Source organism: Desulfovibrio mangrovi, assembly GCF_026230175.1.
GTDB lineage: Bacteria > Desulfobacterota > Desulfovibrionia > Desulfovibrionales > Desulfovibrionaceae > Halodesulfovibrio > Halodesulfovibrio mangrovi.
In genome coordinates, this window is record NZ_CP104208.1 from 2,249,590 (window position 1) to 2,275,248 (window position 25,659).

Genomic DNA, 25,659 nt, shown 5'->3' on the forward strand with positions numbered 1-25,659 from the left:
AGAGAGCTTATAGCATTCTGCCGCGTTTTTTTATTTCGGAGACGTAGAGAAACGATATGTGTAACATACGCAAAGCACAGTAAATTCTGAAAGAAATAGAGCCATACACATTGGCATTTGATAACATCATAGTTTTTGTATATGGTAATGTGCGTTTGTGTGTGCACTAACAACACACTACAACGGTCGAAAAAAGAATTAGGATTCCGTCAACGGAATCCCTGACCATGAAGTCAGGTTGTTTTTACGAGGATGTTTCGTGCCCTGTTTGCATGCCTTCGAATGCAAGACGATCACAGGGACTGGCGGAGATACCACTTCGAGGAAGGACGAAACGGAGTACAGGGTGCACCAGAATTGTTGGTGCATACGACTCACCGTCATGAGGCGTCCCCGTACTGAATCGAGCCGGTACTGTTGCATTTCGCGGGCGCAAGAACAGCACAACTTCATAGCACATCTTATATAAGAAAAAACATTCTGTCAACAGGTCACTGCCTTTCCTTCCGTGGCATTGCCGTGACAGGCGGGAGAAATCACGTGTCTACCTTTGATGAAGTCTTTGAGCGCATCAAGCTCTCCACCCACACCAGAACTCAGGTTGAGTTGGCAGAGGTACTGGACATCCGTCAGTCCAGCATTTCCGATGCCAAGCGCCGTAATTCCGTACCCTCCGACTGGTACATGAAGCTTTTCGAAAAGTTCGGTCTGAACCCCGACTGGTTGAAGAAGGGCGTCGGCCCCATGTACCTGCGCACAGAACAGGGCTATGAGCCTCTGGAAGGTCCCGCCGCAGGCCGCGTGTTCGAAGATTCCGCCAAATTCGGCGATCCTGACGCCCGCAACGCCGTAGTCACAATCCACTCCATGCAGTGCGATACCGACGAAAACGGTCAGCGTGTACTGAAGGGCATCGGCAAGCTTTGCATTCCCCAGTCCTTTGCAGGCACCAATATTCAGGTGCTGCGTATGGAAACTTCCGGCATGGAGCCCCTTATCCACAAGGGTGCATACGTAGGTCTGGACTCAAGCCAGAAGAACGTACTTTCCGGTGAAATTTACGGCGTATTCGTCCCCTACGAAGGCATTTCCCTGAAGCGCCTCTTCCTGGACGCCGCCAACAACCGCTTCATCATGCGCAGCGAGAATCAGTCCCACCCCGAACAGTACCTGCCCGTGGAAAAGCGCTCCGAAGCCATTCTCGGCCGAGTGGCTTGGGTTTTACAAACTTTGTAAGCAATAAATACTTACAATTACGCAACGCAACGAAAAAGGGACGTTCCATGGAACGTCCCTTTTTCGTATGCATTTCAGCCTGACAATTATGCAGGCTGCTCTTCCGTTTTTGCAGAACCATCCCCCACAGCCGCCTTTCCGGGCTTGCGCTGTTCGCGCCTGCGCTGACGCCGCACCCGCAGGCTGTCCTGCAGCGAGCAGAGAACTGGCACAACCAGCAACGTCAGCAGGGTTGCCACCAGCAGGCCAAAGATAACGGCCACTGCCATGGGCCCCCACCACTGCGCGGATTCAGACTCCGTGATTAGTTCCATCTTGAAGAAGTCAAAGCTCACACCGATGGCCATGGGCAACAGCCCCAGAATGGTGGTTATGGCCGTAAGCATGACAGGACGGAAACGGGTTGTGCCCGCCCGCAGCAGAGCCTCTCTGGTTTCCATACCTGCCTTTTTGAGCTGCTCAAAGTAGTCAATGAGCACGATGGCGTTGTTCACCACCACCCCGGCAAGGGATATGACGCCCACACCGGTCATGATGATGCCGAACGCCGTTCCCGTTATAAGCAGGCCAAGGAACACCCCGATGAAGGACAGCACAACCGACGTCAGGATGATGAAGGGGGTAAGCATGGAATTGAACTGGGCCACAAGCACCATGAAGATGAGGAAGATGGCACCGATGAATGCCTCGGTGAGAAACTCCTCAGCCTTGCGCTGTTCTTCCTGCTCGCCGCCGAAGCTATATGAGTAGCCCCGGGGCCAGCTCAGGGTCTTGAGCTTGCTGTCCAGCTCGCGGATGATATCGTTGGCCAACCTGCCGTTCACGTCGGAGGAAACGGTAATCACCCGCTTCTGGTCCTTGTGGTTGATGGCGCCAAGACCGCTTGCCAGATGGATGTCCGCCAGCGTGGTCAGGGGCACGGGCTCGCCGTTGGGGCCGGAAACCGTGATGCGTCGCAACGCCTCGATGGACTGACGGTCTTTCTCGGGCAGCTTGGCGATGATATCATACTCGTCCTTGCCTTCGCGGTACACGCCGACCTTGGCCCCGTTGATGGCAGCCTTGACGGTATATGCCACATCATAGGTATCAAGTCCGAGCAGGGCGGTCTTTTCCTTGTCCACGCGAATCTGAATCTCCGGCTTGCCGTCCACGAAGTTATCCTTCAGGTCCACAATGCCAGGGATGTCGCGCATGATGGTACGCACCTGCTCGACAATCGATCCCAGCACCTGCATGTCGGCACCATAGATTTCAAGGCTGACCGGGTCACCGGTAGGCGGACCTTCCTTCTCTTTTTCCACGCGCAGCTCAGCACCGGTAATCATGGCGGCAAGACGCTCACGCACCTCCGCCACCACGCTTGAAGAATCCCTGCTGCGTTCGGCAATAGGCTTGAAGTCAAGCGTCACTGAGCCGAGGTGGGTACCGGTTCCGCCGCCGCCAAAATCGCCGCCCGTGCCTGCGCCGCTGCTGCCGATGACAAATCGCACATCGTCATATTCGGACGAAATGCGCTCAATGACCCGCACCTGACGGTCCGTGGCATCAAGGTTGGTCCCCACGGGCAGCTTGATGTTCGCATAGGCGCGCTTGGGCTCCGTATCAGGGAAGAACTCCACCCCTTTGCCGAACATGCCGAAGGCCATGGTGGAACCTATGAACATGGCAAAGGAAAGAGCTATGACCAACCAGCGATGGTCCAGCGACCATTCCAGCAGCTTGAGGTACACCCTGCGGGAACGGGACGTGGCCTCCGAACCGTCATCCGCAAAACGAGGCGGCTTGGCCGTCTGGTACCGGGCAGAAAGCACGGGGTTGACCACCAGTGCCACGAACAGTGAGCCCATAAGCGCCAGAATGACCGTTTTGGGCAGAAAGGACATGAAACCGCCCATGATGCCCGGCCAGAACACCATGGGGAAGAAGGCCCCCACCGTGGTCAGCGTGGAGGTGATGACAGGCCATGCCACTTCACTGGTGCCGTCCATCGCCGCCTGAAAACGGGATTTGCCTTCCTGCATGTGGCGGTAGATGTTTTCGACGATAACGATGCCGTTATCCACCAACATACCCAGCGCAAGGATAAGCGAAAAGAGCACAACCATGTTCAACGTGATGTCCAACACCCTGAGCATGGCAAAAGTGATGAGCATGGACAGGGGAATGGCCACGGAAACAAACAGTGCCGAACGACCGCCGATAAAAATGAGCACCACGCCCAGAACCAGCAGCAGACCGGAAAGGATGTTGTTTTCAAGGTCGGCCACCATGTTGCGGATATCTTCCGCCATGTCGGCGGTAAGACTGATCTTCAACGTGGGCGGCAGAAAGTCGCGCATTTCCTCCACAACGGCAGTGACCTGATCGTTGATGAAGATGATGTTCTCACCGCTACGCTTGACGATCTGCAGCGTCACCGCATTCTCGCCATCCAGACGGCTCAACGTCTCGGGGTCCTTGTAGTGATCCCGAATGGAGGCCACATCGCGCAGATACACGGGCCTTCCGTCACGGACAAAGGCAACGATATTATTGATCTCGGAAGGATTCTGAAAATCCTCCGGCACACGTACCTGATAACGCGCGTCGCCGATATTCATGGAACCGCCGGGCATGTTCACGTTGCCCCGCTCCACGGCCTTCAGCATCGTGGTGAACGGAACATTGTAAGCGCCCACCCGGTCCAGATCGAACTCGACGTGAATCTCACGCTCAAGCCCGCCGATGATGCGGGCATCCAGCACCCCGGGAATGGCCTCGAATCGATCCTCCAGCTCTTCAGCAAAGACCTTGAGCCGCTTGAGGCTGAACGGACCGGAAAGCACAACCTGCAGGATGGGCTGGTCCGAGAAGTTCATTTCACTGATGATCGGATCATCCTCAAGATCCGACGGCAGGTCGCCCTTGGCCTGATCCACCTTGTCGCGCACCTTCTGCAGTGCATCATCAATATCCACGCTGGGCAGAAACTTGATGGCAATGGTGGATCTGCCGTCATCGGACTGGGATGTCAGCTCTTCAACGCCTTCCAGCCCCTTGAGCTTGCGCTCCAGCGGAATGGTGATGAGCTTTTCCATATCCTCCGGCGCCACACCTTCATAATCAGTACTCACGAAGATGTAGGGAATCTGGATATCGGGCGCTGCTTCGCGGGGCAACTTCACATAGCTGTAAAGACCGGCCACCACGATGAGGACAAGCAGCACCATGACCAGAGACTGGTTCTTCAATGCCCCTTCGTTCAGAATCATCGCACGTTCACCTTTGTACCGTCTTCAACCTCGGTATGGCCGACAATGATAAGCCTGTCACCAGGGACAAGGCCCTTCAGCACCTGCACCCTGTCGTCTTCAATGACCCCCAGTTCAACAGTGCGCGCCTGCGCCACGCCATCCTTTTCAACGAACACTATGCGCTCGCCGCCCTTGTCCTGCACGCAAAACAGGGGAGCAGTGACGGCATCGGCAAGCGCGCGGCGGACAAACGAAGCGCGGGCGATCATGCCGGGCCTGATCTTGCCTTCCCTGTTGTCCACGACCAGACGCACCTGAAAGGTTCTGGTGGCGGTATCCGCCTTCCATGCCACAAAGTCTATGGTTCCGATCCACGCTTTGCCAGGATAGGTGTCCACACGCACTTCAGCCTTCTGGCCTTCGGCAAGGAAACGTACGTCCGCTTCAGGCACATTGAAATTGACGCGCAGGGTGCTCACGTTCACGATATCCGCCACGGTAGCGCCTTCGCCCACATATTCGCCGGGATCCACGTAGACCTTGTTCACCACGCCGGAAACAGGCGACGAGGTAATGCCGTAGTTGAGGTTCACTTCAGCCTCGCGAAGGTTCGCCTGAGCCACGGTCTGCTCGTTCTCTGCCTGCTCCAGTTCCTCGCGGGAAAGCACCTTTCGGGCATACAGGTCACGTCTGCGGCGCAATTGCTCTTCAGCTAGCTTGAGATTCGCCCGGGCACGGTCCAGCGCCGCCTGCAGTGCGGAAAGGTTGATCCGCACGACCTGCTGACCTTCCTTCACCATCTGCCCTTCGGTCACCCCTACCCATTCAACAACACCCGCCCGCTCTGCAGCCAGCTTGATGTCATCAAGCGCCTCGGTCTCGCCGGGCAGAATCAGCATATCCTGCATGCGAACCGGCACCACGGTTTCCACCTTCACGTTCACCACATATTCGGGCTTGGGAGGCAGATCCGGCGTATCCGCCATGGCTGAACTATTGCCAACCTGCGGAGCAGCCGTTGCCGTCCGTGCAGAAGTTTCCTCCCCGGATGCCGCAGAACTGTCATCACAGCCGGTCAGCAGGCCCGTCAGTCCCAGAAACGCGGCTAACAGCACCCCAGCCGCAAGAGGTTTAATTCGCATTACTCGCATAACAACTGCTCCGAGATATGTTTGACCCCACCCAGAGAAAACAGGGTGATATGTTGTGCCACAACCGCCAATTCGTCAGGGGTGAAGCCCCTGCCGCCCCGCTCCGCGAGAATCTTGGCCCTGTTGGCGTTGTACATCAGTATCTGCGCTACGATGGAGCGCACCATAAGCACGAGGGTTTCTCTCTCCACCTTCGCACCGGCAGGTGCCGACCGGCTGACAAGCACTTGCAGAATCGGAATCACGAACTCGCCAACGGCCTTGCGATGCGCATCCGCATACTGTTCAAACGGCGGCATGGGATGCATGAAGGCATCGGAAAGCATCTCGCCTAACCCCTTTTCCTCATCCCGGCCAGTCGCCAGCAAGATTCGACACAAAAAAGCGAAGACGAAGCCGAACAACTTGTCCTCTGCATCCGCATCCTCAGGCACACCGCCATCCATCGGATACATCTGCAGCAAATCCTCCAGCACCGAAGAAAGCACCGCAGCCAACAGCCCGTCCTTGCTGCCGAAATGGTAATTCACGGCAGACACGTTGGCCCTTGCGGCATGGCAGATGTCCCTCACCGTAGCCCCTGCGCCCTTTTCGGCAAAAACTCCCCGGGCAACCTGCAGCAGTCTGCGCCGGGTCAAGGCTTCTTCAGCTTCCGCTCTGGAGGAAGGCATGCCGCAACACGCACGGTGGCGTTCAAACACCTCGCGCGCCGTCTTCAGCAACCGATCACACAAACACTGTTTTTCCATGGCACCACCTATTTCAAACAGTGTTTGAAACAAAGAATACACCATGTCAAGCTGCAAGGTTCCGTACACCTGTAAAAGTTTGTAAAACATTATTACAAGATAGCGCGCACCAACATCAATTTCTTGACCGATCTTGCTATGTTGCCTCCCGCCGCAATACGGTTTTTCGTCCTCGCAGGCTGAGAGAAAGGTTGATCAAAAACCCCAAAGTGCCTTAAGATACACTATAATCACGTTCGCAATCCGGAGGCCTCGCGAGAACATGACAGACGAAGTCGAAAACGATCAGCACAGCTGCAGCCCCGAACCCTTCTGCCAGTTCATCGACTTAGCCGGAGACCCGGACTATCCCGCAATGGCCGGAACCCTGCTGGGCGTCGCAACCAATCTTGCCCCCTTTGCGGCCGGCAAGGCCGCCAATGGCGAGGCGCCCGGACCTCCCTTCTACTCTGTGGACATGACAACCCGAGAAGTGCGGGCAACCGCTCCCGGTCTCATGTCCATGCTGGGCGGTCAGCTTCAGATCTCTCCCCTCGTGCATATTTCCAAGGACGCGCTCTCGGTTCAGGCTACGGTCTACGCCACCGGCTTTCAGGGGCACCCCATCCTTCCCATCGTCTATCAGCAGGCCACAAAAGACCTGAAGGTTACCCTGCCCATAGACATGCACCGGCTGGATGAGGCCCTGCACCGGGCGCAGGAGACGGGCGTTCCGCAAAAACTGGTACTGTGCGAAGGCACTGCCCCCAAGCACGGTGTAAACGGACGGCTGGAGCGCCTGCTGACCGAACGGGAGAACGTGGGAAAGGAATCGGAAGACGGCTCCATCAATTTCCGTGACCGCGGCGCACACCCTCATGTTACTGAAGGAACGCCCATTGCCCGCTACCATCCGCCAACCAAGGGAGTGCGCGGACTGGACGTGTTCGGCAACGAACTTCCCGCCCGGGATGGAACAGACAGGCCGGTCCGGACAGGCGACAACATCCGTGAAGTCGAGCAGGAAGACGGCACCATTCTTTACGAAGCCACAACAACGGGTCTGGTGGACGTAAGCACGGGCAGCATCGGAGTCTCCACTGTCCTGCAGATTGCCGGGGACGTGGACATGACCACCGGCAACATCCTCGTGGAGACAGGTTCCGTACATATCAAGGGAACCATCCGCTCAGGTTTTTCCGTCACCGCCGCCAGCCACATCATCGTTGACGGCGTAGTGGAAAGCGCCATGGTCACCTGCGGCGGAGACCTTGAAGTACGGGGCGGCATAACCATGGAAGGTCGCAACCTCATCCGCACCGGCGGCACCATTCAGGCTGCCTATGCACATGACGCCGTACTGGAGGCAGAAGGCGACGTATCCATCAACGGTGGCATCATCAACTCCTTCATCACCACCAAAGGAGCCATTTTCGCCACCAAGGGAAAAGGGATTGTCATGGGCGGCTCCCTCATTGCAGCCCGCGGCATAGATATCCTTGAATCCGGATCGGACATGGGCACGCAGACGGCCCTGACCATAGCACTGGACATTCCTGAACTGGACACCCTTACACGGGAGCAGGATGCCATCCGGCGGCAGCAGCAACGCCTGGACCAGTGGCTCGGCAGCGGCACGCCGCGCGCCATACTCCTCAAAACCCCGGAAGGAGACCGGCGCATTGTGGCCGAAATGCTCAGAGTTCGCGCACGGCTTGAGGAGCGGCTCAAGGAGATCCACACGGAACTGGGCAGGCTCAAGGCGCTGAATAACCACTCCCTTGCCCGCTCCCCGATCACAATCCGCAAGGATGCCCATCAGGGCACGCGTATCAAGATCGGGGACAGGGCCATCAGGCTCGACAAGCCCAACTTTGCCGTCAAATACCAGTGGACTCCGCAGGAACGGCAGGTACAGGAAATATCACTCATCTGACGGAGGCTCCCTTGCTGGCGCACGAAAAGATCCTGTTCGTGGACGACGAACCCAACATTCTGGCAACCTTCCAGCGCAACCTGCACAAGAAGTATGTCATTGAGGTAGCTCCGGGGCCTATGGAAGCTCTGGAGATGGTCCGCACCAAAGGCCCTTTCGCCATGGTGGTTTCCGACCTCAAGATGCCGGTCATGGACGGCATTACCCTGCTGGAACGCGTTCGCGAACTTGCTCCCGAGACGGTACGCATCATACTCAGCGGACAAGGAGACTTTGACGCCGCCATAGACGCCGTGAACCGCGGAGCCATTTTCCGTTTTCTCACCAAGCCATGCCCGCCGGACATCCTTCTCGCCGTATTGCGCGACGCCATTAAACAGTACCGGCTCATCACGGCGGAAAAAGAACTGCTTCGGGGCACCCTGCTCGGCAGCGTAAAGGTTCTGGTGGATGTGCTTGGCCTTGTCAGCCCGGAGGCGTTCGGCCGCTCAGAGCGCATTCGCACCCTTGTGGGCGAACTGGGCAAACGAATGAAAGACCCCAATCTATGGCAGCTTGATGTAGCCGCCATGCTCTGCCAGTTGGGCTGCGTGGGCCTGCCGGAGGAATTGCTGGAAAAAGTGATGCGTGACGAGCAGCTTGGCGCAGAGGAACAGCAGATATTCCGCATGCATCCCGACATCGGTGCAAACCTGCTTTCCAATATACCACGTATGGCTCCGGTGTCAGAGCTTATCGCCCACCAGCTTGACGACTTCTCGGAGACTACGCCGCTCGGTGCACGCATTCTGCGGGTTGCCCTTGCCTTTGACCGGCTGGAACAGCAGGGGATTTCCGCACGCGAAGCCGTGGACCAGCTCATAGCAGGCAACACCGCCGGCAGCTACGACCCCGCAGTGCTTGCCGCACTCAAGGCGCATATCACCGAGCAACTCGGCGGCGAAATCAAACCAACCCGTCTGGAGCATGTAGAGGCCGGCATGGTGCTGGCCGAAGATCTGGTGAATGCCGAAGGAACTGTGCTGCTTCTCAAGGGGCAAAGCATTTCAGACAGCGCGCTCAAGCGCCTCAAGGCCCTGCCGGATCTGCTCAAGATCAGCGGACCGATCCCCATCCTTGTCGCCCTCAAGCCCGACGAAGCACCTGCCGCCAGACCGGGAAGCTGATCGTTCCGCCCCACGCCCGGCCAGACGGGACGGCGGGACGGACGGCTTCAGCGTCGGGCCATCCACCAGCGTTTTACCGCACTGCGCAGCAACCGGAGAGGATGAAAGGTTTCCGGCGTCAATGAACCGGGAAAACGAAACGTCGTGGCATCAATATCCGCAGGAGAGAGTAGCGGAAAGCTCAGGTTCTCCGCAAATGCCCCCACTGTGCCGCGACTCTGCAGCTCTCCCCATAGCGGTATCATCGCAGGCTTTGCCCCCAGCATCGTATATACGGCCGAATCAAGAGCCACGGCTTCACGGGACGCGCCCACCACTCCCAGTGTGCAGGCATCACCGCCGGACGGCCCTATCCTGTCCATGGCCACAATGCCGTCCACCAAAGCAGCTGTCTGCGGAAGCGCCGCCGCCACCTCCACCAGCATGGCCCGGAAGGCATTGCCCTTGTCACCGTGCACAGTGTGCGCCAAAGCCTTGCGCACGCCTGCCACGCAGCCGAACATGTTCTTCACGGCGCACGTGACGCGCATCTGGGTATGCGCCTTAATTCTGGGAACGGAGAGCAACGCATCCGTTTCCAGCGCATGCCGTGAAATGCCCACCGTCATACCGAAGGGCAATTGTACGTTAACAGGAACATCAAGCGTGATAATGGGAACGCCCAGAGGCGCCAACGCCTCTGCAAGACCTATGGCCTGCGCAACTTTGGCCGCGGATCCGAAGGCAGGCGAATCCCCCACCGTTACACGGCAGCCGCAGTCCATCAGATAGGTGCATGCGGCGCGCACCACCTGCGGGTGGGTGCAGCACAATCCGCCGGGCTCAGCCTTGAGCAGGTTGGGCTTGACCAGCACACGGCTTCCGGCCGCAGGACGGTAGCCGCAGGCATCCAGTACCATGTGCACCGCCTGCTCCACAGCTTCCGGCAGGTAGTCGTGACAGCGTGCAAGTGCAACTGAAAGACAGTCACTCACGCCTTGGGCTCCTCAAACGCCGCCATTCTGCTCATGATAAGACGGGCGTGATGCTTTTCCTGCGAGGCGAGATCAAGAAAGATGAGTTCCGCATCAGCACCCAGCCCGAAAGCGCCGTTGGATGCCGCAGCCTGACGGGCAAGCGTGCGGTACAGATCGTAGGCGTTCAGCTCCACCTCAAGGGCCAGATCGGCAAGCTCTACACATTCGCCCTGAATGGCGCCACGAATCCACGGCTCCAGTTCATCCACAGTCAGGCCGCCTTCGAGTACGCGCCCCTGCAACGTGTCGAAAAGCACTTCAAACGGCGGCAGTTCGCCCGAATCATCGGTCCAGTAGCGGCTCAGGTACCTGTAGACCATGCGGGCATGCGCCTCTTCCACACCGATGAGCTTATCCATGAGATTGCAAAGAGCGGTTCGCTGCGAGGAGGCACGAACCATGGTGTACATGGTATGGGCCGCCTTCTCCAGCTCCAGCGCTTTCATCAGCAACTCGCTGGCAGATCGGACACCGGCGAAGACCTCCACCCGCGGCAAGCTGCCAATGGAGCCACCTTCCCACGCCAGAATCCCGCCATGCAGATGCATGATGCTACCGCGAATCACGCCGCTGTCCTGCGCTATGAGCGCAGCAGCGGCAGAGCGTGCCCCGCTCTTGCAGTAGAACACCAGATCCTGCTCTGCCGGAAGCTCACCCAGCCGTGTTTCCAGCTCGGAAACCGGAATCAGCTGGGCTCCGGGCAGGTGCTCCTGCCGATACTCCTGCGGCTGGCGCACATCTACAAGGGTATATGCGCCCTCTTCGTGTTCCGCCATGAACTTGCGCAACTCTTCGGGCGATATTGCCCGCACTGCACGTGGAATTTCCATATTACCTCACAAGCGTCAGGATTTCAGAGAGTTATCTAAAAACACAGTACACAAAGCAGCGAAAAAAGTAACCACCCTCCAGCCCGAATTAAAAAAATAGTGCCTAATTTGAAATTTTTTGTTGACGACACCGGCCACAGCATATAAACACCCTCTTCGCAACGTCGGGATGTAGCGCAGCCTGGTAGCGCACTTGAATGGGGTTCAAGGGGTCGAAGGTTCGAATCCTTTCATCCCGACCATTACCGCGAACCCTCAGCCCCTCGAACGAAAGTTCGAGGGGCTGGTTCTTAGAAGGCCACCCCACACGGGATGGAATTCGCAATGCGAGTCTCCGGCACGATCATAGTGACCGTTGAGACTGATCATATATAGGCTCTTGTAGCTCAGTCGGCAGAGCGCGTCCTTGGTAAGGACGAGGTCAGCAGTTCAATCCTGCTCAAGAGCTCCATAAAATCTAAGCCCCTGCTTATGAAAATAAGCAGGGGCTTTTTCATATGCAGCAACCGCCCTGATTTCGAATGAAGTCAGGGCGGTGTTTTTGTTTCCGGATCACGACATTCAGACTTGTCCCGAACAAATCGGATTTGCAGAGCCACGATTCAAAATCGATCAACCTACTATGCTAATCTTTATGACAACAAGCCTCAGATCACAGCAATCAGAATTTTACATCATCCAAAATACTCCGAGGAATCCAGATTATCTTACTAAACTTTGACACCATAAACACCATGCGCTAAAAACTATCGGAAAGCACTTACCGAGCCCCCCCGCTCCATACCACCTTACAATGACGCCTTCAGAGGATTCGATAGCCATGCCATCAACAGATCACCCTTTTTTTGACTTCAGAAATGCTGTCGAACAAATAGCCACCCCTGAAGTTGAAAGAAAGCCACTCCTCCCAATATTTGAAGCAATACATAATTCTATTCAATCTATACAAGAAGCCAACAGAGACCATGGTAATATCACAATTGATATAGTTAGAAACCAAAACGATCTCGACCCAAAAGCTATTACAACCATATCAATAAGTGACAATGGACTTGGATTTACGACTCAAAACAAGAATTCTTTCGGACGCCTGTTCACAACACATAAAAAAAATAACTTCAACTGCAAAGGAATTGGCCGCTTATCATTTTTTCTGCATTCTATGAAGTCAACATCGACAGTATCTTCGAAGAAAATGATACTTTTTTTGAACTCAAAACAACATTAACTGATAAGAACTTCAGCAACATCACCAAAATTACTCCGAAGCAAACAACTCAGAAAGCCTACAACACGAGGATAACACTCAAAAACCCCACACCAAAGTTCAATGAATTTTATAAAATCACAACCGAAGCAATACATAATGAAGTATTAAATCACTTCCTTCCTTCACTGCTTTCAATAAAAAACGTGAACATTGTTATAAATGACAATGGAACTTTTCACGTTGGAACAAACTCCCAAGATGTCAATTCTGGAACAAGTTTCATCATAGAGAACAATAAATTTGACATATACCACATCAAAAACAGAACCCCTCACAGATCAACCCACAAGATAATTTTATCAGCAGACGGAAGAACTGTAAAAGAAAGAAAGATTGACTTTTTGCCAAGTAGCAAAATTGGAGACAACGACGATAAACACTATATAAACTCAGTTGTTATATCTGAGTATCTCAACAAAAAACTCAATCACCAGAGATCAGATTTTAACATAGCGCAATCAAACTCAATTGAACCTAGCTCTGTAACATTGGATAAAATATATGAAAAAGCTTTCGAGCAAGCAAGGTCATTCGCCAAAAGCAGCATATCTACACTTGAAGACACCCTCGATAAGTTCATAGACAAAACTTTTGAAGATTTACCACACCTTTCTTTTTTAAAGGACGACACATCGATACGAAACAGCTTTAAACTTGGCGAAGACGAAAAAGCTATTAAAGAAAGATATGTTCGAGAATTTGCAGCAAAACAAGTTGAAAGCTTCAATTATGTAAAAACCATCTCAAAGAAGTATGAAGACAAAGACATCCCAAACTTCGACACATTTAAAAAAGAATCATTAGAAAAATTAAACAATGGAATGAAGCTTAACCATGCCCCCCTTGTTTCATACATCAAATACAGAGACTTCGTATTAAATCTATACGAAAAACTTCTTGAAAAGAAAGAAGACGACAAGTTTCAACCAGAAGAAATACTTCACAACCTCCTATTTCCAACAAAGACAGATAGCACAAACTGTGATGCAGATTATTTTAGACACAACCTATGGATAATTGACGACAGATATGCGCTATATGACTTTTTAACATCAGACCTTTACGAAAAATCAACATTGGGAAAACCACACGAACGCGGTGACAAACGTTATGATATTTGTGCTGCATACTCTGACCCTCTCGGAGAAGATCACAACGTTTTTATAATTGAGTTAAAAAAGACAAGCCTCGAGTTAAGCGAGACTAACGATCCCATAGCTCAAATCAAAAACTATGTTCAGCGAATGATTCACCATAAAAAAACAAAGCACAACGGAAAGCGAATAACAATTACCGACTCGACTCAATTTTACGGAATAGTTCTTTGCGATATTTACTGCGAATATTTTACAGATTACATGGAATCAGGACATAGCCTAAAAAAACGCCCTGACGGTAAATCCTATTACGGAGTCTTCCTTAAAGACAAATTCTTCTTAGAAATTACTAATTATGAAAATTTACTATCAATCGCTCATGCAAGAAATAGGGTCTTCATTGACAAACTAAACCACAACGACGCCTGACACAAAGCCAGCCCCGACTCCAAAACGGAAATTTTGGCTGTTCAATTTCAAATCGATATCTGCACAAAAGCTATCTCATTAGGGTAGCAAAAATCTGGTTCAACGCCTGCCCGTTGTCGAAGAGGACGAAATGATCACCTTCGGCAGAGCGCGTCCTTGGTAAGGACGAGGTCAGCAGTTCAATCCTGCTCAAGAGCTCCATAAAATCAAAGCCCCTACTTACAAGCGTAAGCAGGGGCTTTGAGCGCGGCGTGTTAATCTCGTGGGGCAGAATCGGAATCAGTGCCGCCCCTATCCTGACACTTAGGCAGTCCGGCTTTATCCGCCACCCAGCCTATCTGATTACAGATACCCATGAGCATGGAAAATTCGTGGCGGCGCAGGGCAATCTTCTGCAGGAAGCGGCGCACGGGGAGCATGAAGTAGTCTGGATTATTCTTACGCAAAAAGTCGATACGTAAAAGCGTGTCGCGCAGGGTGCGAATGACCATCTCCTGTTCGGCGTGCGTACACAGAGGCGACTGCGCGTCACTGGCGACGGACATAAGCGGGGCACGCGCCCCCACCTTGAAGCATTCATAGAGAACTATAAGCACGGCCTGCGCAAGATTCAAAGAGCTGGCCTGCGGGTTTACAGGGATGGTGAGCAGATGGTTGCAGATTTCCGTCTCTTCATTGGTCAGCCCCTTATCCTCCGGGCCAAAGAGCAGAGCAACCTTACCACCTCCGGCAAGCTGCCCGGAGATCAGAGGGGCAGCCTTTTCCGGTGAAAGAATCTCACTGCGCCAGCCGCCCGTGCGGGCTGTAGTGCCGTACACCTGCGTATATCCTGCAAGCGCTTTGGCAAGATCATCCTCCACACGGATGGAACGAACCAGATCGGCCCCCTTAATCGTGGCAAGAGAATGGATACGATCCATGTCCCAACGCTCTGGCTGCACCACGACAAGCTCATTCACGCCCATGTTGACGCAGGCGCGAGCGGCCATGCCAATATTTTCCGGGAAACGGGGCTTCACGAGGACGACGGCAAGATTGTCGAGCATGACACAACTCTTTTAATACAGCTTTGGGTGACGGGAACTGGGCTCTGCCTGCCCCGTCCTTACAAGCCGCTGGGCTGCGTGTCTAGCAGCAATAAAAGCTCTGCCTGCGAAACACTCCCCCCATGAAAGCCCCCGACACCAGCATAGTGCAAACTCACGAGAATCGCAGTTCATCCCTCCAAATAGCCGCCGGAAACAACAGCCAAGAGATACGTTTCAAACGCGGAATACTCCAGCTGCCCCATCCCTCTCGGAATGGAATTCGCAATGCAGGTCTCCGTACGATTACAGCGACTGTTAAGACCGATCATATATAGGCTCTTGCAGTTTAATCCTGCTCAAGAGCTCCACACAAATAAAACCGCCCTGATTTCGAAAGAAGTCAGGGCGGTTTTTTGTTTTCCATCTTTCACCCACTCCACCACACCTCTTCAAACAACATCTCCCTTGCCTTCAGACGAGACAGAACAAAGATCGCCCCTACATACGCTGCCAATATTAGTCGACACATGTATCCAAAGCAGGGCTACTCCACACATGCCAAAAGCGCTCCCTACTTTTTATTGAATAACAGTCATTTTTTACGCTTCTCGGAGTTCTTGTAGACCCCCCTAGATGAACGCAAGCCCCCACAAATAAAAAATGTAACAAGGGAATGCGATTAGCACAGGAGAAGCTTGAAGCCTGCCCCCTGCTGGTGTGTATGAAAAGGGGGTGAAGGAGGGGGCGAAGCCACGAGAGGCGACCTTGCACTATCCGCATGTCATTCTTTTGAATGATATAGGCCAGAGAATATATTGCGCCACACCACCCCATCTAACATCCTAATTTTATACAGTTTTAAATATTGGGTTCGACTTTTGCTTATGTGCCTACGCACGGACGATAGCATGGCCGATGTGTTCATTATCACACTTAAAAATGGGATGGATGTTTAACCACCCGCTCCTGCTGATTTTATCGTCACGGATTTCTGAAACACCTAATTGGGGAATATAGCACTTACATACGTTTCATCAATAAACACATAACTTCCACAACAAACAATCAGGATATTTGATGGTGAATGCAATGCTTATGAAGACAAACAATCAGTTTATCGACATTGAAGAAGTTAATTGGCTCACACTCACATCTGTTTCAAGTATTGATGTTGTAGGGAAAGTATTTTCATACAGAGGCAAAGTATTTCGAGCCATAAATGAAGAAATGACCGATTATGTTCACGAACTTTTTGATAAAAATATTGTTCGTAAACTTGTGGAACGAGGGCTTCTTATCGACACAAGACGAACAGAATTGCAGTTAAAGGATTATCCTCTGATTCTGTGGCATGAAAAGATCCCACACATAACAAAGCCTGCTTTTTGGCCTTGGGAATTCTATAGAAAGGCAGGAATGAAATTTATTGAGTTGAATGAAGTATTGATGAATTGGGGACTCGCAACTTGCGATGGGCATCAGGAAAACATCATGATGCACAACAACTGTTCACCAGTTTTTATCGATTTCGGATCTATCCTTCCTCTCAACATGTCCAATAATGGCCTAACATCCCTTAAACAATTCAAGGGATGTTTTTTTAACATGATGCTTTTGCGCGCCCAAAAACCAGAGCTAGAGAATATACTAAGATATATCTGCTACCATAAAGGATCTATCTTAGACAATGAATATCAGGCTATTACCGGAGATCTGATTGAAGCACCATATCATGATAGAGAAATGTGCCTGCGCTTTTATAAAGCGCTACTACCAAAGCTTCGGTTCGAAAATACAAAAACTGTTTGGACTGGGTATCATAAAGAAAATGATTTCGACTTTGAAAAACTTCAAGAATCTGAAGACACACGTGCTTATACGGTCCTCAGATTGTTAAAGGCGAAGCAACCCAAAACGCTTGTAGACATAGCCGCTAATGCAGGCAAATTCTCACTCATGGCTGCTTGGCTTGGGGCTAAGGTTTATGCCTTCGATATTCACGGTGCAGCAATTGAGAAATTGTATTCGAGAGTTGCTGGGGAAGAGTCTTCTCTAGATGTCTCTGTGGGAGTTCACGGAATATACCGCGGAGATCGGTATAACTTCTGGCAATTGCCTCTTGCCGCAAAAGGGGAGGTGGCGCTGTCCTTGGCAATCTCTCACCACTTATCAATTACTCAGAAAAAGCCTATGAACTTTATAGCTCAAACACTGGCTGCGTATTGCGATAAAACCTTGATTAGCGAGTTTATGCCGTATGGACTTGGAAATACAAAGTACTATCCAGATCCGTTCCCTGAAGACTATAGCTTGAGCAATTACCTCACCGCCTTTGACAGTTTGTTCGAGAGAGTTAAGGTTATTTTCTATCCAACACGGAAACATTGGTCTTTCAGGATTATGCTTGTCTTCGAAGGAAAGTTGACCTCTGGCGATTCCGCTCGGGAAATCGAAAAGTCATATTTCGTATGTCACACTGACAAACTTGATCATGACGACTATATTTTGCGTGTGCTTTGCCCTGAATGCAATTCCATATTTCACGTTGAAGACAAAAGCCACATCTCTTGCCCCATGTGCAATGGCAACACTGCATACAACCAAGATGAAGAACTGCTATTTTCATCTATGTAAAACTCCTACTGTTTCTTCATCCACTTGGCTAGTAGCACAGTCACTACAGTAGCACTTTCTTGGAATAAACCCGTCATTTGGGACAGGAGCGCCAGTGCAAACTTCCCATAATATTTAACCAGCAAAGGACAGAGCGCATCCTTGGTAAGAACGAAGTCAGCAGTTCAATCCTGCTCAAGAGCTCCATACAAATGAAATCGCCCTGATTTCGAAAGAAGTCAGGGCGGTTCTTCTATTTCCAGACCACGACATTCAGACTTGTCCCGAGCAAATCGGATTTGCAGTGCAGTGTTAAACGAATCAAGCAGGCCTGATTCTGCTTTGCCCCCCCCTTTCCAACTCCATGGAACACTCCGGAACTCCATCGCAGAGCAGTAGATATTTCTCCAGCTAGCGCAACCCCCTGCTTTCATATCACTTCATACACAGATGTTCTCCACCGAAAGACTCCGTGCCAGACTTCGCTCTTGACAATATAGCAAGCCCACCCTAATTCATCTCTATTGCGGATAACGAATATCCAGATTAGACACAATTAGCCTAGTAAGGAGATCTTACATGTTCAATGAAAACTTCATGACCGTGGTCGGCAAAGAAGGAGTCGTTTCCATCGTAACCTGTGACGACGAAGGAGCGCATGTTGTAAATACTTGGAATTCCTACCTTGCCTTCCCCGGTGAAAACCGGATTCTTATACCGGCATTCGGAATGAGAAAGACGCAAAGGAAGATGGAAAAAAACAACAACGTGCTCCTCACCTTGGGCTCCAAAGAGGTCGAAGGTAAAATGGGGCCGGGAACTGGCTATCTTATCAAGGCCACTGGCATCTTCAAAAACAGCGGGCCGGAGTTTGACCTTGTAAAAAGCAACTTCTCGTGGGCCAACCGAGTCCTTGAAATCACTGTCTCTGAAGTGAAGCAAACCATTTAGTCCGAACGCCTGTCATCAGCACGAGAGGCTCCCGAACCGTTCTCTGACCAGCAGCCGCTTTTCATGAAACGGAGGGAGCCATTCTCTCTAAAGGGTTCCCAAGCACTACATGCGCCTTAAATCCTTGCAGACCCTGCAAGCCTAGTGGTAGATGCCTAAAAAACATTCCACTTGATATCGGGGTATCACATGCAGTTCAGCGTCGGGGTGGAGTACGCATTCCACTCATTATTTTATATGACGGACCTCCCGGAAGGGAAAACCATCGGCATAAAGCAGATAGCTGAATTGAATGCGATACCAGAAACATATCTTTCCAAGGTCTTCGCCAAACTGAGGAAAAGCGGGATCGTCAGGTCAGTACCCGGAGTCAATGGCGGTTACGAACTGGCCAGATCTGCAAGCGACATTTCGTTCTGGGATATTATCGAAGCAATTGAAGGCCCTTCCTATTTCTTTCAATGCGCTGAAATACGAAAGAAAAACATCTTTACGGAACCTTCTGCCGAGTTTTCTTCCAAATGCCCCTGCCTGATCAAGGTGGTCATTCAGGAAGCGGAGGAACTGCTTAGAGAACAGTTACGCTCAAAATCTCTGCGCTGGCTCCGCGAAAAGGTATATAGCGACTTCTCAGACAACAAAAAGCTCGCAATCGAGCATTGGATCAAATCCGTATAATCCCGCACAGCCGCCTGCTGGTCACACGTCAGCAGCACATGGCATTGAAAATGGCATCAGCCCATAAAACAGACAGCCCTGATTTCGAAAGAAGTCAGGGCTTTTCAACAGCCAGCTGGCTGGTGCTCCACAAATTGAAGACAGAATCAGTTTGCCATTATTATCACGTTAGCTATCAACGTATGCAGGATTCCCCTCCCCTTTGGGATACATAGATATATAAATGCACAACAATTCATTACAACTGTTATCCAAAACGTTGTGCGGAAAGGTTGTTTTTTTGTTTTATGACGAAGCGTTTGTTGTGCAAAGAGCGCGCCCGGCCACCCACCAACTAAAGACAATAAATGCAATGTACTCTCAGGAACACGCCAATCACCTCTTTGGGCTGTTGATTTATCTACGGCGTAGACAAAGAAACTTACCAAGCTAGTCAAAATATAACCTGCCAGTATTTCTGGCATTAATTTTCCAGCAAACGCAAAGGCACCTATGATACCAAAAAACACAGCAATGACACCCAAATACAACTTATCCTTCGCTAGCATAATATTTCATACCCCTTACACGGACCTAGTACCATCCGAATGCCCCTGTATTTCCGTGAATCGAGACTTCCGCATCGCTTCTGTCTTCTTTGTGGATATACATTAACGACAATTGCTACTTTTAACAGATCCTATCATACGAGGTGATTACCCATAAGGCCATGATTAACCGGCGAATCAAATGCAGAAACAGAACGTTGCTTTGCTTTATGTCAGCTAATTGACTTGACCATTTTTCTGTAATCCGTCTCATACAACCTACATGCATTCAGGTATGGTTAAAAAGCGAAAGTATTTAACTAGAACATGGATAGCAGTTCAATAATGCCCATGAGCTCCATATAATTGAAGCCGCCCTGACTTCTAGAGAAGTCAGGGCGTTTTTCTCTTCGACCTCCAACTCTACCCTCAGACGAAGTCAGCTTATTATTTATCCAATAGCTGGATTTACACATCCCGAGAAAGTATACTTCTATCTCATTCAGCCTGCAGTCGAGCCGGGACACAGGCAGCACGAGCCTCACGCATCCAAGAGGAGCATACATGACGCTGGAAGCAGCCATATCCACTTATGGCTATCTCGCCTTATGGTTAGGAACCTTCCTCGAAGGCGAAACCATCCTCATTTTCGGCGGCCTTGCCGCTCATCAGGGTTACCTCAGTTTCCCCAAAGTGGTGCTGGTGGCCTTTGCGGGTAGCCTGATGGGCGACCAGTTGTACTTCTATCTCGGACGACGCCACAACGACTTCTTTCTGTCACGCTTTCCACGCTTGTTCGCCAGCATTACATACGCACGAAAAAGAACAGAGCACTATGAAACCCTGATGATTCTTTTATTCAGGTTCATCTATGGTATACGGACAGCAACACCGTTCATGTATGGAATGAGCAACGTCAACGCTTCAAAATTTGCCATACTCAACGCAGCAGGCGCGATGCTATGGGCGATAGCCATTACAGCAGGCGGCTATTATTTCGGGCATGCCATTGAATCGTACATTGGCCAAATCAAGAAATACGAATTGGAATTAGGAGCTGCAATCATTGCAGCAAGCGTCTCAATATCCATCTATCGACACATTGTAAGGCGCAAGAAACATACGCACAGCAATGAGACAAACGACGATTCAACGGCCAAAACCAGAAAAGAAAAATAATAAACGACCAATCAGGTATCCATATCCACCTCCGGATAATCACCGCAGAAAGACAAGCTGCACTACCAGAGTTTTTCAATCCAGCCCCCAGAGCGCGTCCTTACCTATAACAAGGTCAGCAGTTCAATCCCGCTCAAGAGCCCCAGCAAATGAAACCGCCCTGATTTCGAAAGAATTCAGGGCGGTTTTTTGTTTTCATACCCAACATCGCTAGCGCCCCCCGGAGACTCCTTTCACCCAACCACAAAACAAATTCGGCACTGACTCGTCCAAAACATTATGAAGAACACCAGTCTTGGCAGTCACACCGTATAACTCCAGAAAAGCTGCATAATCATCAAACCACGCGCTTTCAGCAGAAAAAGAATGCACCAGCATCACAGCGTTCTTTGCACAAAACCGCTCTGCTACAATCAAGGCAGAAGCCGTCCGGTGCAACAATTGATACCGCATCTTTTCTGAAATCTCCCCACGTATACGCAAGACGCTACGCAGGTAGGACAAGCGCTTCACCTTACCGGAAGTCGTCTCGGCAAGCCAATCGCCAAGAGTTGGACCAAATGGCTCCGATACTTTTCCTTCAACCATAATCACAACGAGCCCACCGCTATTCCTTGCCAGCACAAAAATATCATTCTGAGACGGCCTGGCTCCACCCGGCAAGAAAACTTTATATTCAGGAACTGCAAAAAGGATTTCCAGAGAAGCAAACTCAGGCTGCGAACGCAACACCGCTTCAACTTCAGCAGGAAAACCTTCCGCCATCTCCCAACAATACGCCAACTCTTTTGCCGAGCATCCCGTTTTCCATTGCTTATCCGGTTCCGCGAGCAACTGCCGCCAGTCATCCGGGCCAGTTGTCGGAACAAAAATTGACTTGTATTTGCCTACCATTGCGTCCCCTTTCCCTTATGAAAATCCGGCTTCAATTCTGGAATATACCACACCATAAAACAGGCATACAACCTCGCTCCCTCGCACCATGCAAAACAGCCCCGACATCCAAAACGGACATCGGGGCTGTTCAACTTCAACGCGTCGTTTATCCATTCCAATCTTGAAGGTACTCAATTCAATACTTGATGAAAGCCGAGACGATTTATACCTTGTTCACACACACTCACCGGTTACGCTCAGGAGAAATAGATTGCCAGCCTTCGACATGAGGACAGTCCTCGTCATATTTGTGCTCGTCAACTACATATGCGCCTTCCTGATGGTGCTTACCGTCAGGGTCAGCCAAAAGCGTTTTGACGGTGTAAAATACTTTCTGGCCAACTTCATCTTCCAGTCCGCAGGTATGACACTCGCCCTGCTGCGCCCCCACATCTCCCCGCTGTTTTCCGTCGTCCTTGCAAACGCGCTCATGTTCTCCGGCGTCATTGCGTTCTCGCTCGGAGCAGGCAAATTCACACATCGCCATATTTCGCGTGCGCCTCACCTCATATACACGGCAGTCTTTCTAAGCGCGTATTGCTATTTCACCTATGTCATGCCTGACATACGAATACGAACCATGCTGTTCTCCGGCATGCTCATACCGGTATTTGCCTTTATAGCGCATACGCTCCTCGCTCCCTCTGACAAAAAATTCGCCCCGCACTGCATATTCCCGGGCATATCATTCATTCTCTTCACGGCATTATACATATTCAGATTCTATTACGCGTTCAGCGGAAACGATATCAGCAACTATTTCAGCACGCACTCTCCGGATGCCGTTATCAACATACTCACAATGCTTTTGAGCATATTGCTCATGTACTCCATACAGCACATGATAAGCAGCAGACTGTTTGCGGAATTCGAACAACTCGCCGCCGACCAATCGAAATTACTGGTTCAGATGGAGGAGATGGCAACAAAAGACCACTTAACCGGCCTATACAACCGAAGAAAAATTGAAGAAATTATCAAATATGAAATAGGACAATACAACAGATACGAAATACCGCTCTGCCTGATCCTGTGTGACATTGACCACTTCAAGGACATCAACGACTCCTACGGCCATGATGTCGGGGACACGGTGATAACCCACACCACCAGGCTCCTTTGCGATAACAAACGCGACACGGACAACGCAGGACGCTGGGGAGGCGAAGAATTCATCATCGTCACCCCCCACACCTCACTTGAACAGACCATGGTTCTTGCGGAACGGTTCCGCCGGACCATCGAATCAAGCCAGCCAGCCACTGCAGCAGGACACACGGTAACCCTCAGCTTCGGCATTGCCCAGTATAGCCGCGGCATGTCTGTAGAGGCGTTTATCAAACAGGCTGACAAGGCACTGTACCGCGCAAAGCAACATGGCCGGAACAGGGTTGAGGCGACATGTGCTCCCCCTGTTTGTACCGACCCGCTCCCTGCCTGATACCCCCACCTACCCACTGAATGAGCGTACGAGAGGCTGGGGGGCAACAGACAGGTGCCATCACCCTGCCGCATCTTTCACCGCGAACGCCCAGTAACGTTTTCCGCTTGCAATCAGCGCAGACATGGCTAGGCTCAATTACTGTTACAGAACACAGCCATATTACAGCCCCCTCTTCAGCACAGGATTCCGCCATGCATGACGCTTCGCTCCACAATTTTATCGAAAACGAGTTTCCCTTTCATCTTCTTCTCGGAGTACGGGTGGACCATTTGGGAGAAGATGCTGTCCGCCTGTACATTCCCTACAAGGATCAGCTCATCGGCCACGCCAACCGTTCCATGATCCATGGGGGAGTCATCTCCAGCCTTGTGGACATCTGTGGCGGTTTTGCCGTGTGGACGCATTGCAAACCGGAGGATCACATCGCCACTATTACGCTGAGCGTTGACTACCTGCGCCCCGCCAAACCTCTTGATCTGTATGCGGAGGCCAGAATACGGCTGCTGGGGAACAAGGTAGGCAACGCACATGTTGTGGTCTGGTCAGCGGGAAACCGGAACACGCACGTTGCCGAGGGACGCGGCGTATACAACATCAAACGGGGCTAGACGGATCTCTTCCATTGTGCCGATTCCAATACGGCATCCGTCCCGTATTCCGAGGCTCAGTCGGCAAAACGCCCCCGTGCCAAGCACAAAGCCGGAAGCACCACTCCGCTCGCGAGTTTGACACAAACAAAGGGCCTGTTCACACATCGTGAACAGGCCCTTTGTCATATCGCGAATGTCCCGTAGCGGGACAAAGAAAGGATGCACGCCGGACAAGGTCAGCGCAACACCACTACCGGTCAGCCTGCGGCACCGCCACATACTCCCGCATCATACGTAACGCATCATCACAGGAGTAATGGCCCAGCCACCTTCGGGACTATTTGAACAAAGCGGTTTGCACTTCCATATCCCACTGGGAGGAATCCTTTCCCATGGCGGCCTTACGGTAGTTGCGCAGGGCTTTCTGCGATCCCTTGCCGAAAAGACCGTCTATGGCCCCCTTGTAGAACCCCTTGGCAGCCAGAGCCTGCTGAATCAGCTTTGCATCCTCGATATCTCGAGGGTTCAGCAACCGAACAACCTCAGGCTTGCGCTGCTCCAGCTTTTCTGAAACCCACTCGCTGTCCGGGGGTACCGACAGAGGTTGCATGTCCGCTGAAAGCTTCTGGTTGGAGAACATGCCCACCCGGGTCTGAGAGCCGACACCTTCATATTCCTTTGCATACATGGCGTGAATGTAGAAGGGACGCAACGCATCGAAGAGCTTGCCTTTCCCCTGCACGATACCGACAACATGCCCTTCTTCAAAGAACTTGTAATGAGGTTCAATATCCGAGTTGCCCTGACTATTGGTCGAGCGGTTGACGAGCAACGAAAAGAAGGAGTGCGGAGACACTCTGTCCATGGTGAATGCAAGAAACGCGTACTCGTCCTCCATTGACTTGGGCAGCAGTTCGGAGCCGCCCATCTTATCAAAGAAAGACAGGGCGTTATACTTTTCAAGATTTCTGGTCTCTTCCTCGGTCGCCATCATCGATATGCTGTTACCCATGGCAAACAGATAGAAATCCCTGAACGTATTCAACGTCGGGGCAGCTTCGGCAAGCGCCTTCCGCTTCACGAAAAACCCCGTAACGCTGGGATACTCCGTGAACACGGGAGAGGTGACGCAGTCCTGAATCACGATGGGCTTACCCTTTGCAAACACATAGTCCACAAAAAAGCTGTCCGAACGGGTTTGTCCTATATCGTTCACAAACGTGAAGACACCCTGAAGGGCCACACTCACCTTCTTGCCCAGCGGAGGAGCAGAGGCAACCAGATCAATCTCGGTCAGCGCAACGCTGTATCCCTTGAGGTCCGCATAGGCATCGCGAACGTCATGTGTTCCTTCAGGACTAAACACAACGGCTGGCTTGGCGGGGGCCGGTTCTCCCCTCATGGCCCCCAGCAAGGCGGCAAGAACAACCTTCACATGGCCGGGAAGGTTCTCTGCTTTCATCACTTCCACATCTTTCAAGTAGGCTTCATTATCAGCCGACTGAACCGGAACCGGGGCTGCGGGCTGCTTGGAAGAGACGCAGGCAGAAAGCGCGACCGACATAACCAGAACAAGACTAATTGCAGTAATACGAATCATGGCATTGCTCCCTGCTTG

The 25,659-nt window shown here is 51.6% G+C and carries 20 protein-coding genes and 2 tRNA genes; 13 read left to right on the plus strand and 9 right to left on the minus strand.

The features are described 5' to 3' along the window. Positions 1-540: 540 nt before the first annotated feature. Complete coding sequence (locus N1030_RS10360) at positions 541-1,236, plus strand: LexA family transcriptional regulator (protein ID WP_265825407.1); 696 nt, start codon at positions 541-543, stop codon at positions 1,234-1,236. Between the two features lie 86 nt (positions 1,237-1,322). On the opposite strand, the gene N1030_RS10365 is transcribed toward N1030_RS10360, so the two are convergent. The 3 genes from N1030_RS10365 to N1030_RS10375 are packed head-to-tail and all read right to left on the minus strand — an operon-like array spanning position 1,323 to position 6,372. Continuing rightward, a complete protein-coding gene (locus tag N1030_RS10365; RefSeq protein WP_265825408.1) occupies positions 1,323-4,490 on the minus strand; it encodes an efflux RND transporter permease subunit in 3,168 nt (1,055 codons plus the stop codon). Continuing rightward, entirely contained in the window at positions 4,487-5,623 is a 1,137-nt protein-coding gene (locus N1030_RS10370) for an efflux RND transporter periplasmic adaptor subunit (protein WP_265825409.1), read from the minus strand. The genes N1030_RS10365 and N1030_RS10370 overlap by 4 nt, the downstream gene beginning before the upstream one ends. Then, positions 5,614-6,372 (minus strand): TetR/AcrR family transcriptional regulator, encoded by a 759-nt coding sequence (locus N1030_RS10375; protein WP_265825410.1) that lies wholly within the window; start codon positions 6,370-6,372, stop codon positions 5,614-5,616. The genes N1030_RS10370 and N1030_RS10375 overlap by 10 nt, the downstream gene beginning before the upstream one ends. Before the next feature lie 262 nt (positions 6,373-6,634). On the opposite strand from N1030_RS10375, the gene N1030_RS10380 reads away from it, so the two are divergent. After that, positions 6,635-8,287 carry a DUF342 domain-containing protein gene (locus N1030_RS10380; RefSeq protein ID WP_265825411.1) on the plus strand — a complete coding sequence of 551 codons (1,653 nt, stop codon included), beginning with the start codon at positions 6,635-6,637 and terminating at the stop codon, positions 8,285-8,287. 11 nt (positions 8,288-8,298) lie between these two features. Continuing rightward, on the plus strand, positions 8,299-9,453 hold the full coding sequence (locus N1030_RS10385; protein WP_265825412.1) for an HD domain-containing phosphohydrolase: 1,155 nt from the start codon (positions 8,299-8,301) through the stop codon (positions 9,451-9,453). A gap of 47 nt (positions 9,454-9,500) precedes the next feature. Here N1030_RS10385 and N1030_RS10390 read toward each other — a convergent pair whose 3' ends face one another. Both N1030_RS10390 and N1030_RS10395 read right to left on the minus strand, forming a co-directional pair. Further along, the gene (locus N1030_RS10390; protein WP_265825413.1) at positions 9,501-10,427 is read right to left on the minus strand and encodes a DUF362 domain-containing protein; all 927 of its coding nucleotides are present in this window, start codon (positions 10,425-10,427) and stop codon (positions 9,501-9,503) included. Then, on the minus strand, positions 10,424-11,299 hold the full coding sequence (locus tag N1030_RS10395; protein WP_265825414.1) for a rhodanese-like domain-containing protein: 876 nt from the start codon (positions 11,297-11,299) through the stop codon (positions 10,424-10,426). The genes N1030_RS10390 and N1030_RS10395 overlap by 4 nt, the downstream gene beginning before the upstream one ends. 165 nt (positions 11,300-11,464) lie before the next feature. Between N1030_RS10395 and N1030_RS10400 the strand changes: the two genes are divergently transcribed. The 4 genes from N1030_RS10400 to N1030_RS10415 all read left to right on the plus strand — a co-directional run bounded on the left by N1030_RS10400 (position 11,465) and on the right by N1030_RS10415 (position 14,095). After that, positions 11,465-11,541, plus strand: a tRNA-Pro gene (locus tag N1030_RS10400). Positions 11,542-11,674: 133 nt separating this feature from the next. Beyond that, positions 11,675-11,750 (plus strand) — tRNA-Thr (locus N1030_RS10405). 369 nt (positions 11,751-12,119) lie between these two features. Further along, positions 12,120-12,527: an ATP-binding protein gene (locus tag N1030_RS10410; RefSeq protein ID WP_265825415.1), complete on the plus strand. Its 408-nt coding sequence runs from the start codon at positions 12,120-12,122 to the stop codon at positions 12,525-12,527. A gap of 185 nt (positions 12,528-12,712) precedes the next feature. Further along, the gene (locus N1030_RS10415) at positions 12,713-14,095 is read left to right on the plus strand and encodes a hypothetical protein (RefSeq protein WP_265825416.1); all 1,383 of its coding nucleotides are present in this window, start codon (positions 12,713-12,715) and stop codon (positions 14,093-14,095) included. Positions 14,096-14,349: 254 nt separating this feature from the next. Here N1030_RS10415 and N1030_RS10420 read toward each other — a convergent pair whose 3' ends face one another. Beyond that, on the minus strand, positions 14,350-15,141 hold the full coding sequence (locus N1030_RS10420) for an RNA methyltransferase (RefSeq protein ID WP_265825417.1): 792 nt from the start codon (positions 15,139-15,141) through the stop codon (positions 14,350-14,352). Positions 15,142-16,200: 1,059 nt separating this feature from the next. Here N1030_RS10420 and N1030_RS10425 point away from each other — a divergent pair. From N1030_RS10425 to N1030_RS10435, 3 genes are all read left to right on the plus strand, one after another. Next, a complete protein-coding gene (locus tag N1030_RS10425) occupies positions 16,201-17,757 on the plus strand; it encodes a class I SAM-dependent methyltransferase (protein WP_265825418.1) in 1,557 nt (518 codons plus the stop codon). Positions 17,758-18,315: 558 nt separating this feature from the next. Continuing rightward, positions 18,316-18,687, plus strand: coding sequence for an FMN-binding protein (locus N1030_RS10430; protein WP_265825419.1), 372 nt, complete (start codon positions 18,316-18,318; stop codon positions 18,685-18,687). A 189-nt stretch (positions 18,688-18,876) separates the two neighbouring features. Next, the gene (locus N1030_RS10435; RefSeq protein ID WP_265825420.1) at positions 18,877-19,365 is read left to right on the plus strand and encodes an RrF2 family transcriptional regulator; all 489 of its coding nucleotides are present in this window, start codon (positions 18,877-18,879) and stop codon (positions 19,363-19,365) included. 146 nt (positions 19,366-19,511) lie between these two features. Here the strand turns inward: N1030_RS10435 and N1030_RS10440 are convergent, their stop codons facing one another. Then, positions 19,512-19,913: a DUF1294 domain-containing protein gene (locus tag N1030_RS10440; protein ID WP_265825421.1), complete on the minus strand. Its 402-nt coding sequence runs from the start codon at positions 19,911-19,913 to the stop codon at positions 19,512-19,514. A gap of 543 nt (positions 19,914-20,456) precedes the next feature. Between N1030_RS10440 and N1030_RS10445 the strand changes: the two genes are divergently transcribed. Beyond that, complete coding sequence (locus tag N1030_RS10445; protein WP_265825422.1) at positions 20,457-21,071, plus strand: DedA family protein; 615 nt, start codon at positions 20,457-20,459, stop codon at positions 21,069-21,071. A gap of 210 nt (positions 21,072-21,281) precedes the next feature. Here the strand turns inward: N1030_RS10445 and N1030_RS10450 are convergent, their stop codons facing one another. Then, positions 21,282-21,965, minus strand: a complete 684-nt coding sequence (locus tag N1030_RS10450; RefSeq protein WP_265825423.1) for a DUF6946 family protein — start codon at positions 21,963-21,965, stop codon at positions 21,282-21,284. A gap of 88 nt (positions 21,966-22,053) precedes the next feature. On the opposite strand from N1030_RS10450, the gene N1030_RS10455 reads away from it, so the two are divergent. Continuing rightward, on the plus strand, positions 22,054-23,448 hold the full coding sequence (locus N1030_RS10455; protein WP_265825424.1) for a GGDEF domain-containing protein: 1,395 nt from the start codon (positions 22,054-22,056) through the stop codon (positions 23,446-23,448). A gap of 194 nt (positions 23,449-23,642) precedes the next feature. Further along, the gene (locus N1030_RS10460) at positions 23,643-24,059 is read left to right on the plus strand and encodes a PaaI family thioesterase (protein ID WP_265825425.1); all 417 of its coding nucleotides are present in this window, start codon (positions 23,643-23,645) and stop codon (positions 24,057-24,059) included. A gap of 319 nt (positions 24,060-24,378) precedes the next feature. Here the strand turns inward: N1030_RS10460 and N1030_RS10465 are convergent, their stop codons facing one another. Next, the gene (locus N1030_RS10465) at positions 24,379-25,641 is read right to left on the minus strand and encodes a peptidoglycan-binding domain-containing protein (RefSeq protein ID WP_265825426.1); all 1,263 of its coding nucleotides are present in this window, start codon (positions 25,639-25,641) and stop codon (positions 24,379-24,381) included. Positions 25,642-25,659 lie beyond the last annotated feature (18 nt).

Excerpts from the sequence above, each read along its gene's own strand:
- N1030_RS10445 (WP_265825422.1), top strand. The coding sequence starts at position 20,457 with ATGACGCTGGAAGCAGCCATATCCACTTATGGCTATCTCGCCTTATGG.
- N1030_RS10370 (WP_265825409.1), bottom strand. The coding sequence starts at position 5,623 with ATGCGAGTAATGCGAATTAAACCTCTTGCGGCTGGGGTGCTGTTAGCC.
- N1030_RS10410 (WP_265825415.1), top strand. The coding sequence starts at position 12,120 with ATGCCATCAACAGATCACCCTTTTTTTGACTTCAGAAATGCTGTCGAA.
- N1030_RS10395 (WP_265825414.1), bottom strand. The coding sequence starts at position 11,299 with ATGGAAATTCCACGTGCAGTGCGGGCAATATCGCCCGAAGAGTTGCGC.
- N1030_RS10450 (WP_265825423.1), bottom strand. The coding sequence starts at position 21,965 with ATGGTAGGCAAATACAAGTCAATTTTTGTTCCGACAACTGGCCCGGAT.
- N1030_RS10430 (WP_265825419.1), top strand. The coding sequence starts at position 18,316 with ATGTTCAATGAAAACTTCATGACCGTGGTCGGCAAAGAAGGAGTCGTT.
- N1030_RS10375 (WP_265825410.1), bottom strand. The coding sequence starts at position 6,372 with ATGGAAAAACAGTGTTTGTGTGATCGGTTGCTGAAGACGGCGCGCGAG.
- N1030_RS10420 (WP_265825417.1), bottom strand. The coding sequence starts at position 15,141 with ATGCTCGACAATCTTGCCGTCGTCCTCGTGAAGCCCCGTTTCCCGGAA.
- N1030_RS10460 (WP_265825425.1), top strand. The coding sequence starts at position 23,643 with ATGCATGACGCTTCGCTCCACAATTTTATCGAAAACGAGTTTCCCTTT.
- N1030_RS10425 (WP_265825418.1), top strand. The coding sequence starts at position 16,201 with ATGGTGAATGCAATGCTTATGAAGACAAACAATCAGTTTATCGACATT.
- N1030_RS10365 (WP_265825408.1), bottom strand. The coding sequence starts at position 4,490 with ATGATTCTGAACGAAGGGGCATTGAAGAACCAGTCTCTGGTCATGGTG.
- N1030_RS10440 (WP_265825421.1), bottom strand. The coding sequence starts at position 19,913 with ATGCTAGCGAAGGATAAGTTGTATTTGGGTGTCATTGCTGTGTTTTTT.
- N1030_RS10435 (WP_265825420.1), top strand. The coding sequence starts at position 18,877 with ATGCAGTTCAGCGTCGGGGTGGAGTACGCATTCCACTCATTATTTTAT.
- N1030_RS10380 (WP_265825411.1), top strand. The coding sequence starts at position 6,635 with ATGACAGACGAAGTCGAAAACGATCAGCACAGCTGCAGCCCCGAACCC.
- N1030_RS10455 (WP_265825424.1), top strand. The coding sequence starts at position 22,054 with ATGCAAAACAGCCCCGACATCCAAAACGGACATCGGGGCTGTTCAACT.
- N1030_RS10465 (WP_265825426.1), bottom strand. The coding sequence starts at position 25,641 with ATGATTCGTATTACTGCAATTAGTCTTGTTCTGGTTATGTCGGTCGCG.